Source organism: Brasilonema octagenarum UFV-OR1, assembly GCF_963888615.1.
GTDB lineage: Bacteria > Cyanobacteriota > Cyanobacteriia > Cyanobacteriales > Nostocaceae > Brasilonema > Brasilonema sennae.
Genome location: NZ_CAWPKW010000261.1, coordinates 1 through 13,256, shown reverse-complemented (window position 1 = coordinate 13,256; position 13,256 = coordinate 1). Strand labels below are relative to the sequence as shown.

The 13,256-nt window shown below is 42.8% G+C and carries 9 protein-coding genes; 4 read left to right on the top strand and 5 right to left on the bottom strand.

Going from position 1 to position 13,256, the window contains the following annotated elements:
• Positions 1–20: 20 nt before the first annotated feature.
• From AC5590_RS21380 to AC5590_RS21365, 4 genes are all read right to left on the bottom strand, one after another.
• Entirely contained in the window at positions 21–1,262 is a 1,242-nt protein-coding gene (locus tag AC5590_RS21380; RefSeq protein ID WP_169265440.1) for an RNA-guided endonuclease InsQ/TnpB family protein, read from the bottom strand.
• A 379-nt stretch (positions 1,263–1,641) separates the two neighbouring features.
• Positions 1,642–3,018, bottom strand: a complete 1,377-nt coding sequence (locus AC5590_RS21375) for a nicotinate-nucleotide--dimethylbenzimidazole phosphoribosyltransferase (protein ID WP_169265439.1) — start codon at positions 3,016–3,018, stop codon at positions 1,642–1,644.
• A gap of 139 nt (positions 3,019–3,157) precedes the next feature.
• Positions 3,158–3,817 (bottom strand): DUF2232 domain-containing protein, encoded by a 660-nt coding sequence (locus tag AC5590_RS21370; RefSeq protein ID WP_169265438.1) that lies wholly within the window; start codon positions 3,815–3,817, stop codon positions 3,158–3,160.
• Between the two features lie 39 nt (positions 3,818–3,856).
• A complete protein-coding gene (locus AC5590_RS21365; protein WP_169265437.1) occupies positions 3,857–4,555 on the bottom strand; it encodes a Crp/Fnr family transcriptional regulator in 699 nt (232 codons plus the stop codon).
• Positions 4,556–4,997: 442 nt separating this feature from the next.
• On the opposite strand from AC5590_RS21365, the gene AC5590_RS21360 reads away from it, so the two are divergent.
• From AC5590_RS21360 to AC5590_RS21345, 4 genes are all read left to right on the top strand, one after another.
• Entirely contained in the window at positions 4,998–9,263 is a 4,266-nt protein-coding gene (locus tag AC5590_RS21360) for a hypothetical protein (RefSeq protein WP_348982711.1), read from the top strand.
• A 351-nt stretch (positions 9,264–9,614) separates the two neighbouring features.
• Positions 9,615–9,989 carry a hypothetical protein gene (locus AC5590_RS21355; RefSeq protein ID WP_169265436.1) on the top strand — a complete coding sequence of 125 codons (375 nt, stop codon included), beginning with the start codon at positions 9,615–9,617 and terminating at the stop codon, positions 9,987–9,989.
• 39 nt (positions 9,990–10,028) lie between these two features.
• A complete protein-coding gene (locus tag AC5590_RS21350) occupies positions 10,029–11,135 on the top strand; it encodes a PstS family phosphate ABC transporter substrate-binding protein (protein ID WP_169265435.1) in 1,107 nt (368 codons plus the stop codon).
• A 109-nt stretch (positions 11,136–11,244) separates the two neighbouring features.
• Positions 11,245–12,141 carry a hypothetical protein gene (locus AC5590_RS21345; RefSeq protein WP_169265434.1) on the top strand — a complete coding sequence of 299 codons (897 nt, stop codon included), beginning with the start codon at positions 11,245–11,247 and terminating at the stop codon, positions 12,139–12,141.
• A 23-nt stretch (positions 12,142–12,164) separates the two neighbouring features.
• Here AC5590_RS21345 and AC5590_RS21340 read toward each other — a convergent pair whose 3' ends face one another.
• Positions 12,165–12,995 carry a carbohydrate ABC transporter permease gene (locus AC5590_RS21340; protein WP_169265433.1) on the bottom strand — a complete coding sequence of 277 codons (831 nt, stop codon included), beginning with the start codon at positions 12,993–12,995 and terminating at the stop codon, positions 12,165–12,167.
• Positions 12,996–13,256 lie beyond the last annotated feature (261 nt).

Sequence of the window (13,256 nt, the reverse complement as noted above, 5' to 3'; positions counted from 1 at the left end):
TCCTGCTTCATTGGTCGTGCCTAGACCGAAATCCCCGGCGTTAGCGTTACCTCCACAGGCAGCTTGACTGCGAGTCCCGCAGCTGCAAGACCTCTTTGTTCTACCACCATAGCGGCAGCAACATCGCGGTCTGTTGTATATCCACATTCATCACACACGTGAACACGTTCAAACAATTTCTTTTTCCCGGTATGGTTTCCGCATTGAGGGCAGGTTTGACTAGTCCCATTCGGATTGACTTTAGCGAAATAGACCCTGCGTTTCCAACAAACCCAGGAAAGGATTTCTAGGAAACTACCCCAAGCAGCACGCCAGGTGCTACAACGGGGGGAACCCCCGCAACGCACTGGCTCATCAAGGCAATGCTTTGCTAACATACCTCGACTTGTTGCTTTAAGGTTGACGTCTTCAGCGAAAACCATACCTACACCATTGCAAAGTGCGTGAGCAGTATTGATATGGAACTGTTTGCGCGTATCATAAATACGTTCATACAATCTACGTATTTTATGCTGCACTTTTCGGTAATTGGCAGAGCCTTTAGTCTTGTTTTTCAACTTGCGTTGCAGCCATCTAAGCTCGCTTTGCAAAGAATTGAAAAACCGGGGTCTTTCTACCAATAATCCATTAGACGCAGCCAAAAACTTCTCCAACCCAACATCAATGCCTATAGAACTACTATTCGGCAGAATGTCAGGTACGGAAACATCAGATTGCAGAACCAATTGAGCGTACCATCCCGATGCTTTATTGATAACCCTGACCTGTTTGACTACAAATCCATCAGGAATTGGGCGATGCAAATTGATTGGCACTGCCCCAATTTTTGGCAGTTTAATTTGAAAACCCGTAACAGGGTTAGATTTAAACTGTGGAAATACAAAAGAACGATACTGACCAAACTTTTTAAACCGAGGGAATCCAAAACCGCGCTCCATCATGAACTTGAATGCTTTATCAAGTCGTTTCAGTGCGTCTTGCAACACTTGAGATTGAACATCTTGAAGCTCTGGATTATCCTTTTTAATTGGCGTCAGCGCATTCTGTTGTTTGTAATAGTCAGGGTATGGCGTGTCAGCAGGGATGATATATTCGGAGCGAATAGAACAAGCGTTGACCGCACACTTTCTAGAACTTATCCAGTCTTTTCGTTCTCGCAAAGCATAATTGTACACCTTACGGCACGATTCCATCCAAGTTAGGATTCTTGCTTCTTGAGCGGCGTCTGGGTAAATCCGGTAGCTGTAAGTCAACGAAAGCATTTAATCACCTCCTTAGACATTCTAACAGACTTCATTCATCTGTTAGAGGTTTCTAGAAATAGAAAAAAGGCAGCATATTGAATGCTACCTTTTTTCATGAGGGATCCATGTATCCCGACGCCAACCCTTCGACTTCGCTCAGGGTATGGCGCGGGACTTATAGCCCCTCAAACTCCCCATCAGTTAACCAACCAAGAACATTAAAACTCCCGCCATAGCAACTCAGGTTGAAAATTTGTACGCAGTTTTTAGCTAATTTCATTGCATTCTTGTTCGATTTACATATAAACCAAATGCAAAATTCTTCTAAAGCTTGACAAAAGCATGTTTTTTGCTTGGCTATATTCTGAATTCTGACCCCTGGCTTCTAGACATGGGATCATTGAGAATTCTGAGTTGTGTATTTTGACTCCTTTTCATATTGCTCTAATTGGTGTTCAATTGCTTGCAAAAGTTGATGTTGCTGCCAACCTTGCACTAGATGAGCAGCTATACAAGCGCCCCCAGCGCCGACACCTTCTTTGACAAAACCGTGCTCGTAGGCTCTTAGTTGAGGATAACGGGAATCAGCAAAACTCAGTTCAGTCGCTAGTAGCGGTGGAGTCACTCCGTTAGGAGTCATGTTGCTCTTACCAACTAGCTGGGCTAGTTCAATTGTGCCCCCCGTAAGGTCTTGTGCTACCCAACGGGTTGTTCCGATAAGAACTTCTTCTGGTCGCCAGGACAAAGCATAAACTTGAGTAATAGCACTGATCAGTGCATATACTGCTAGCATTTGTGTTCCACCAGCAAGCAAAACACCACAACTGCGGCTAAGGGCGATCGCCATCCCAGCAACTACAACTTGCATGGGGTCGCCCACTGCTGCAACTAAATCAAGGGGATCAATAGAAGCAGGGGATGAGGATAGCGGAGTGTGAGAGTGTGCGAGTGTGGGAGTGTGGGAGTCAGACAGCGCGAATGACGGGTTTCCCGACAGAGGCGACTGCGTATCTCTTTCAGAGACGCTTCGCGAACGCGTAGCGTCTGGGCAGGAGATACCCGAAGGGTGTGGGAAAATATCCTTTTTTCCTTCCTTCCCTCCTTCCTTCCTTTCCTCCTCTGCTTGTCTTCGACTCCTCATCTTCTCCAGCCCAGCCTCCACCACTGCCCACTTTTGCGCGTGATTGCAAACTGGGTGAGAGCTGTTAACCTTTCCGACTGCTGGTATGCCTAAGCCAGTTAAAATTGCTAAGGCGGTTGTCGTTCCTCCTACGACACACTCGCTCAAAATAAAATATCGATTTTGGATTTTTTTACCCAGTCGTTCTCCCCAAAGCAACCCCTGCTTGAACAAGTGGTGTACCGTTGCAAGTTCCATAGCAGCGCCTTGACTTAAACACCTAGCTGAAGAACCACCTAAATCAATAGCTGGGACAGCAGGGGACTGAGGTAAACCAGCATTGAATAAATAAAGTGGAATATTTAGCGCCTCAAGCACAGCGCGGGAAATGATCACAGGAGACGCCCCAGCCGCTAATGGTGGTAAAGAATATTTCGGTTTATGTTTTGCACCATAATATAAAAACTCAGCATCTGCACAAGCGGTGTATTTTCTATCCTCACAAGTACGACCAGCTGCGGAAATTCCAGGAATCAAACCAGTTTCAGTAAATCCTAAAACACAGGCAAATACCGGTAAACAACCGCGATATTTTGTTATCCATTCCTCAGCCTGATCAGTCTGAGTATAAATACGAATAAAGTCATTGGTCATTAGTCATTAGTTATTAGTACTTTCAAGAAACACAGGGAGTGTAGGGGTTCGCTGTTCCCTGTTCGCTGTTCCCTGTTCTCTGTTCCCTGTTCTCTGTTCCCTGTTCTCTGTTCGCCCTTACACCCCTAATTGTTGACCATCATTCATAATCCATGATCACTTGCACCCAGCGTGGGGGGCGAGGGATGGGGTTACCAAGGCGATCCAACAGCAGCCATGCTGCTAAGTGTACTGTAAATAAGTAGATAAAGTTGTTGAAGATAATTAAGGCGATCGCCCCCACTTGAATCCAAAATACACTGGGATTCACCAAAATTCCCAGTTTGAGAATAACCCACTCTATAAAGTCCGTCACTTGGTTGATGACATAAATCCAAAGGTCTTCACTAGTCAGCACAGACATCAACCATATACGAAAAAAGACTCCAATGGTTCCCAATAGTGCACCCAAGGTGATGGAAACAATCCAAGGAACCCGACGATTCCATGTTGATCCTAAAAGTACGCCCATAAAGGCAAAGGGGATGACAAACAGTAGACTGCGGACTGGTCCCATCAGCACCGAAAGCAGCAATCCACATGTGAGCGCCGCCATCCATGCCGCTCGTTTGCCCCAGCGAAGGTATACTAGGGCGATCGGCACGGGAAAAAATATTCGTAATACAGGTCCTAAAGGAAAGTAAAAATTAATAAACCAAATCAAGCTAGCGGTGCTTGCTAAAAACGCCGTTTCCACCATTCTTAACGGCACTTCCAGCTTCATAGAGTTTTTGTTAGAGTCTTTTGTTTGCCTGACCATTAATTTCAAAGGAGGTAAGATGAGAAGAACGAGCAACTGTTAAACGATCATTTTTTCTAAGGCTGACAAATCGGGAATACAAATCACCTCTTGCTCTCGTTTAATCAATCCTTTTTTTTCCAGTCTAGTCAAGACTCGTGTAACTGTTTCCCTTGCCAGCCCACTTAAACTACTCAATTCCCTGTGAGGTAAATTCGGAATTTTGATTCCCTCTTCTCCTTTCTTTCCCTGCCCCTCTGCTAAAAACAATAACGTATCTGCTACCCGCGATTGACTGTCAGATTCCCTTAAGCGCAATCGCCGGTTTATTTGACGCAAACGACGTGCCATCAGTTGCGCCAGTCGGACTCCCGCCATTGGTTCTGTTTGAAGTAACTTGACGAAATCTTGTGCTGGCATACTACCAATGATCGTAGAAGTTAGCGTAATGACGTCAGTGGAACGAGGTACTTCATCAAGAGCTGCCATTTCACCAAATAATTCTCCTTTGCCAAGAATATTCAGTGTTACCTCTTTGCCTTCTAAGTTATAAGTCCGTATTTTTACCCAACCCTCTATAATAAAATATACGGATCCCCCCCAGTCATTTTCTAACAAAATCACTTGATTTGCTGGATGAGTGCGGGTTACTAGATGAGTAAGTGCTTGTTCTACAACGGTTTCAGGTAACCCTTGGAAAAAGGGTGCCAAATACCTTAAGGGATTGGTAAGTGCTTGTACGCTATACCGGTCTTCCATTACGACATTTTGTTGATAAAAGCTGTAATATACACAAAAAATAACGCTACTTTTATAAGCCTAGGCTATTAAAGTACAGGCATTAAAATCTAAGAATAAACTATGTTACACAATAAAGCGAGCCAATCGTTTTTTAGCAAAAGTATTGCGTTGTCGCAAAAAAATTCGCAAAAGTATGGCAATAATAAATAGTCTACAGCTTACAGTTCCCAGATTGAAGACTAGCAGCACTGTAAACTTAAATACTTACAACTCAAAACTATAGGCAAGCTAAATAAATAATACTCATGGTCATGAATTTTTGCTACCCTATAATCTTTAGCTGTTTTGCTGCAAACTACAATAATATTGCCGGATACCCGTTTAATGCCTAACATAGTTGCAACAGTTAAAAAATTTTCTATCGCCACCTGAGTTAAAATTCTAGATAAGGTAAATTAACGTGACTTCCCGCGCAACAGAAACTCAACAACTGATTGCAGACATTGACCGCTTACTCACCAACAAGCGTCTACCTAGACTTTTCTCTAATCAAGGATCAGAACTACGGCAAGTTTTAGAACGAATTCGCGACTTTTTAGTCAATTTATCAGAAAGTTATCCTCAAGTTCAAACCTACGAGGAGCTACAATCACAACAATCTTTGCCACAGCAGCAATCTTTACAGCAACAGGAAAATATTAATGTTGTGGCAGGACAAGAAAACAATCCATTTGCCGTAGTACTGGCACCGTTACAAGAAGAAATCAAAGTACTATTGCAACAGCGATCAAATCTTGCCGAAGAAATTAGGCAATTAGAACAAAAACGCCTGCATAACTACTCCTTAGCACAGCAATTGGCGAATCAGGAGCGGATGATTTCCGAATTTTTGCAGGTGCTAAAAAGCCGCGTTGTGTCTGATGTTACACTATCAACGACAGAAACTGGAGTCAATTCTCAAATCCAGCATTTGGTGACAACTCATCAAGATCATACAGAACCTGCAACTTCTTCGACTCTACCTGTAGTTGAGTCACCAGAGCAAGTGGAACGATTATCAAGACTTACAAACAAATTAGATCAAAAGTTACTCGCTCTTGATGGAACTGTGAATGTTGTTTTTGAGGCATTACAAGGCAATATTCACACTTATCACGAGTCTTTGTCCCAGGCGCTGGCGAGAATGCACAGCAAAGGAGTGCAAGGGGAACAGTTACTGGCAAGTTTAATCACCAATTTTACGCAGCAGTTGCAACAACAAACTTCCATCAACCAACCGTCTGTTGAGAATATAAAAGATGAAACAACACAGTTAGTAGAATCTAATCAGTTAGCTTCAGAACTATCTGAAGTAACACCAAATAACCAAGTACTTAGCTTGGAAGGACAACAGGGCAGTGCGAATGCATCAGATTTAAATGCAGTCGTTTTTCTGGACAGGCAAGACACACAAAGCTTTGTAGAGACTGCTGATATTAGTGCTGTACACCAGGGTAGTTCTCCATTGATTCGTGATCAAGTAGACCAACTATATGCCAGTCTGTTTGGTGTTGACGTCATAGATGTGCCAACACCTCAAGTCACTGATATCACGGATGACTTCTTTGCTCAGCCAACGCCAACTGTATCAGCGCCCAGTGAAGTCACGGATATCACAGAAAAATCATCTACTCCTACATTCCCTGAATTTACAGATGAGTTATTTGAGCAAACCACAACCACACCTGCTGAAAGTCAAGTTACAAATGTTATAGATATCACAAATAAATTATCTGAACTTGATGCCATTGATTTGACAACTTTTATAGATGAATTTTTTGAGGGACAAACAACAACTAGACCGGCGGTAACAACTGATGATGACAAAGATGTGACGCAGACCGACACAAATGTCACAAATGAGTTATCATCTGACCAACCAACACTTATCTCATCTGCCAACACTTCGCCACCAACTGTAACTCCTCAACCACAATCAGAGTTCCTGTATGAGATAACTTTTGAAGCACCGCAAGTACCAGCTTCACCAGTGTCGAATCTCTCACAAACTTATCCAAACGCTGCAACAAATCAAGAACAACAAGTTGATTCTGTTGTTGAAATTCCAGATCCCTGGTTGGAGGAACTAGAAGCGGATCTTGTAAAACTCAGTACCGATGAGCCAAAACAGACACAAGGTCTGAACTTGGAAACTACAGAACAATCATCCATTCCTCGGGAAAATATATTGCCAGAATTACCGTCTGTGGAAGAGTACACTCAAGTTGTTTCTTTTGACAGTACCAGCCCAGTTAGTCCAACAACTGAAAATATAATTACAGTGTTGACTGATTTATTGGCTGATATAAACCGCGAGCAGTCACTTACAGTAAGCACAGCACCTATCACTTCAGAAACCCTAGAAACTCCTCCACACAATGTTGTTGAATCAACAACCGCTGAGATTCAAAATCGTGATGTACAAGAGTCGTCAGATAACAACGTTCCTGGTTCGCCACAAGAGAATGTGCTATTTCAAGAAGAAAATCAATCTACAGAAATGGTTGATATTTCCTTGGAAGAAGCGCAGTTGGAGCAGTTGGAACTGGATTTAGCAAGTTTTGATGGGGAGATAAATGCTCTGTTGCACCCTTTAACTCAAAGCGAAAATCAAGAACAAGCAGAGACTGAGTCAAACTCAACCACAATAGAACCACAAGCGGAACTCAAAAAAAATGTGGTAACAGAAGAAATCGAAGCTTCTTCTGTTAAGATCTATGGTTCAAGAAATAACGAAGCTCGTAAATCTGTTTGGTATTTAGGAATTGATTTGGGTACAAGCGGAATTTCTGCTGCTTTGTTAAATCGTTCCACAACACAGGTGTATCCTCTGTACTGGTCAGCAGCACAAACCCAAGAGGAAGCAACTTCTATAAAACGGTCGTTTCGTTTACCAGCAGAAGTTTATCTGCCAACTGCTTCGGTGAGTGGCGGCGAAACAGAAAACTCTTTTGCACAAGATGCGACACCACCAGGGGCTGTAGCTGAAGAAAAAGTACCTGAGAATATGGCTACGGGTTCTGGATCACCTCAGTTAGGTGCTGCAACGGATAACTTATTCTCAGCGCAGTTGAAACCCTATCTGCAAATTGCCTTACCTTACAAGAGTGAAGGACAAAAATGGGAACCAGTTTTGCAATTAAACGAATCTTATACTGTTCCATTGGTTTGGGTTGTGCGATCGCTCTCGAAATTGCTGTTAACATTCACCTCGGATCGCAGCAGCACGACGTTGGGTTTAACTGCAGCCGCTGTTGGTCTAGAGCAAGAAACCTTCCGTGGTATTATCAATGAAATTACTGGTGTTATTTGCACTTGCCCATCCAACTGGTCGGAACAATATCGCTTTAACATCCGAGAAGCTATACTTATCAGCAAATTAGTGCAGCATCCGGAACAAGTCTTTTTCTTGGAGGAAGGGATTGCTTGTTTGCTGTCAGAACTTGATGGCGCTGAAGGTGAAATCGTCAAAATTACAGATCATCAGGGGACTCGTTCTGCAAGAAGCAGCGATCGCCCTGTTGTGGGTAATACTTTCGTCCTTAATATCGGTGATGCTGCAACAGAAATGGCGTTAGTTGATTTGCCGCAAAACTTAGAATACCTCACCCATAGTGATTTTATGCTTCACGGTTTTGCTTATGCTGGCAAAGAATTAGAGCAAGACATTATTTGTCAATTGCTATTGCCATCTAAATGGCGACAACTACGCACGATTTCTCAAGAAGATACCAAAACATATACCACAAAATCCAATAATTGGCAACCATCAATTCCTGGTTTAGATCAGATGTCGTTTTCTAGTTTAAGCTTGGAAGAATTGAATTTGCCTCGGGCTGGGGAACCAGATGTTGGAGAACGCATTCGCCTACAGCAACGCTTAGAAAGTTCACTTTTAGGAAAGGCGATTATTGAGGCGGCGATCGCTCTCAAGCTGATTTTGCAACACCAAGAATCTTTTACTCTAGAACTGGCAGATCAGCAATGGGTTTTGCAGCGACGAGACTTAGAAAGCCAGGTGTTTGTGCCATTTGTTCGACGCCTCAACCGAGAAATTAATCGGTTACTTGTTGCCAAAGGCATACCAACAGAAGCAATAAATCAAGCTATCCTCACAGGTGGGGTTGCTTGTGTTGCGGCGGTGAGTCGTTGGCTGCGGCAGAAACTGCCCAACGCTAAAATTATCCAAGATTTGTATCTTGGTGAAAATGGCTCTCCCAATTGCAGTCGGGTTGCATATGGTTTAGCAGTACTCCCGCTGCATCCTCAAGTCTTAGACGTTCCCAGACAACAGTACACCGACTATTTCCTGTTCACAGAATTGCTGCGAATTTTGCCATCAAGAGCCATATCCTTTAGCGAAGTTATCCAGTTATTAGAGAATCGTGGCATTAATACCCGCAGTTGTGAGCAACGTCTGCTGGCTTTCTTGGAAGGTGAGTTACCTTCTGGCTTAGTCCCCACCAGCATAGATGCCATCTGGCTCACCCAAGGTTCGTGTGAAAATTCTAACTATAAGGCGATCACAGGCGCACCACTTTTTGAAAAACAAGGAAGTCTCACTTTTCGTCCCAATACCGAACGACTCCAGGCTGTTGCTCGTTATCTCGACGCCATTAAACCTAGTATTCAGCAATCCCTAGAGGAACCTTACACAGTTAATTTCGCGTTGGGAGTTGTTGATTAGCACTTTGTCCGTTCCACAACACTTGGACAACCGTTAGACAAAGTTGAACTTTGTTAGACACTGCCCAGTTTGCTTCCTGCAACAGGACTGGCAGTGTCGACAACGAAAAATGAACTTTTAGGCGAACGGTAGACAGTTTTGTCATTTTCCACATTTTTTTGTATCATTTCTGGTTCCTGAAAGCAAGATGTGATAATCTCGTATATCTATAGCAAATCAAAGTAGGCTAATTGCCAATCACCTCGAAAGCATCTACCAAATCAAAGTCTCAGAACAAAAAAGTGTGCATATACCTCTCTCTGGAGAGTGGCTTTTCGGACAAAAATCATAGTTTTCAACTTTACCTAAATTTTGTTTTTTACAAAAAATATTTCTGTATGGATCTGGGCGAAAAATACTAATCTTATAAATAACAGCCATATTAATACAGAAATATTTACAACGATTCAGGGTAACCAATTCATTCTGCTTGACATTTTCAGCCAAGGAGAAACAACAGTCTGCAAGCTCGACTTGAAAAAGGCAGAGGAGGCAGGTGCTAACAGTGGGCAATGCCCGACTTGTAAGCGCAAAGCGCACGCAATCATGCGCTCTTCCGTAAGGCGTCTCGTAGACATACAAAGCAGCGTAGGCGTGCAGGAGTTAGTAACTGCCGTGGCAGATGGCAGAAGGGAAGAAAAGTTTTTTCATTCCTTCTGGTGTACACAAGTACATGATGGCTATTGAATACTCTCAGATTCTCTCTAGGAGGGTCTATAAAAAATTATGGACAATACAAACCGAAAAAAAATCGTCATTCAAGGAGAAATGGCACTCCTTCTACGAGGCTTAATTATTGGTAAAATATTGACACTTGTGGTTATTGGTGGACTGTTCTGGTGGCTAGTGCGCCCACGCTTGTTGATTACCAACAGCATTGACTCTTTGCCTAGTCAAAGTACAAACACTATCTCTAGCTCTAGTCCTAAATTAGCCTTTGAGACAACTGCTGATATTCCTATCGGTTCATTCAAATACGGTGGCAGTACAGCCTGGGCACCTATTCGACAATTAATAGATTCTCAAATTCAAAATGCTCATCCAGAATTGCAGTTAAATTACGTAAGACCGACAAACGGCAGTCCTGGTTCCGGTTCAGGCATTCGTATGTTGCTTAACGGGCAATTGGATTTTGCACAGTCTTCTCGTCCGGTAACAGTTGAAGAGTTGAACACAGCCAAGCAGCGAGGCTTCACGCTTGAACAACGTCAAGTTGGTATTGATGGAATAGCCGTAGTGGTGAACCCATCACTCACGGTGCCCGGTTTAACAGTTGACCAATTGCAACAAATTTATCATGGAGAAATTACAAACTGGAAACAAGTTGATGGACCAGACTTACCCATCACTCCTTTTGCCCAACATCCAGAAGACGCAGATACACTAATATTTTCAACCAACAAATCAAGCGGCACATCAACCAACAAAGACTTAAATAATCAAGGATTTAGCTCTAACGTCGAGTATGTCCACTCTACTACACAAGCGCTGCGCCAACTCAATAAAATTCCAGGCGGTTTGTATTACGCTTCTGCTCGTACACTAGTCCCTCAATGTAGTGTGAGGTCTTTGCCACTTGGTCAGACTCCTACTTCGCTCATTCCCCCCTACCGCCAACCCAAAGTGCCAAACGAGCAGTGCATACGCAAGCGTAATCAGCTCAATACTCAAGCAATCAAAAATGGCAGCTATCCACTCACCACAAACCTGTTTGTGATTATTAAGCATAACAATGGTCCCGAAGAGCGAGCAGGAGAAGCCTATGCCAAACTTTTACTAACTGAGCAAGGGCAAAAGGCAATTGAGCAGGCTGGATTCGTTAGAGTTCCTTAAATTTGTATGATTCCTTTGTGTATACAGTTACATTAGATGAAAGCAGCATGCATACTTCACAAGACACAAAGGAAGAATATATAAACCTCCGCAATGAATCCTATTAAACATGGATTTGCCTCTCAATTTACTAGTTTATACTAGCTTTACTAATGTGGGCTTTGAGCTGCTTACCAGTGAGCAGGTTCCCTTGGACATTCAGCAAACGTTTCTTAAAAAGGTGGTTTTCCGCTACTGGAAGGCTTTTGAGTGTAGAAACCATAGTGACAGAGCTGCTTATCTTCTTCAGGTTACTCTAGAGGATTGGTTGTTTGGCTGGCTGTACAACGATGAGTGGGATAACACTAATTACAGTCACATACCGTACTTTATTTGCTACCACCTAACCAAACCACTACACTCTTTCCAGGTTGAAAAAGTTTGTGCTTGCCTGCAAAAGGGACCATTAACACTGGTGGAACGCCACAAGTTTTCAAATTCTTTAAAACCCCTGATTCTAAAAGACGTGAGTAGTTATCAGGAGGCGAAGCCAGGAGTGTTGATTTCCTGGGAAACCCGTCAGCAAATTCATATGAACCTTAAGCAGGGAAAATTCATAGATTTATTTATCCCGGCGAAGGAACACGAAGGGGTTATCGAACTATCGTTACCAGTCGAATCTCAAGAACTATTTACTGCTGACAAAAGCGCTCTTAACCCTACTTTGCTTCCTTTGATTCCAGTCACAGAAAAACGAAGGATTAGCGAAGTGTCGTTACCAGTCGAATCTCAAGAACTATTTACTGCTGACAAAAGCGCTGAGAATGATCTTTTGGTACTTCGTAGAAATTTTATTTTGCTGTTGGGAATAGGCTTTGGTGTAATAACGAGTTTGGCAGTGATAGTTTTCATCTACGTATTTTTTCAGATGACATCCTCTCAGAACCAACCAAATAAATCACTCTGGCAAAATACTTCACCTCCAACGACTCCACAACCAGAGCATTTTGGCAATTTTGTACGTTAATCATTTTTGTGCCACAAGGAGCGTCAACCTTTGACACCGCTAGCAGTTTCTGTGGGGACAATGTAGCGTTGTAAAAACAGAAATAGTAATAGTACTGGAGCGATAGAAATGACTGAGCCTGCGGCGACTAACCGCCAGTTCAAGGAAAATGTACCCGCAAGCTTGGCAACTCCTAAAGGAAGAGTGTATAAGTTTTCATCTTGAATAACTATTAAAGGCCATAGAAAGTCGCTCCAAGAAGCAATAAATACAAAAATTGACAGAGTGACGAGTGCTGGACGAATTGCCGGAATCATAACATGCCACCAGATGCCTAACTCCGAACAGCCATCCATACGTGCTGCTTCTTCCATCTCTTTGGGGACACTCATAAAAGCTTGTCGCAACAGAAAAATCCCAAAAGCAGAAGCTAAATCAGGAAAAATGATTCCCAAATAAGTATTTCTTAAACCCAACTGGACTGTCAAAATGTACAGCGGAATCATCACGATTTGAAAAGGAATCATAATCGTGCAAACAATGGCAAGAAAAATCCAGTCTCTGCCTGGAAAAGACAATCTTGCCAGCGGGTAAGCAGCTAAAGCGCAAAAAATTAGATTTAAGCATACAGTCAGCACCGCCACCAAGGTACTGTTAAATAAGTATTGCCCAAAGGGATTTGTTTGCCAAACATTGACAAAATTCTCGATGGTTGGTTGACTTGGCAATAACTGCAGGGGGGATTGAAATATATTTTCTGTTGATGATTTTAACGCTGTACTGATTAGCCAAAACAGGGGAAATAGCGTTAATACTGCTATAACCACCAATGGTACGTAGATTAATAAACGATTTTGGATTTTTAAATTAGTCATCTGCCAAGAATTTCATGTCTGTTGGTTCTATTCTCATGTTCGCAGACGGCAACCAATTTCTCGTTTCCCGCAAAGGCAAGTAATACGGGGATCGTCTTCGGCGATGAGAATCCAATTCATGGATTGCAGCCTCAACACAAAAAGTTATACCCTTTCACGAAAATCCTGATACATTTCACTTCCCCCTTCGGGTATCTCCTGCACAGACGCTACTTTGTAAGTCCCAAAGGGACACGCTTACGCGTATCTCCTACGGAGACG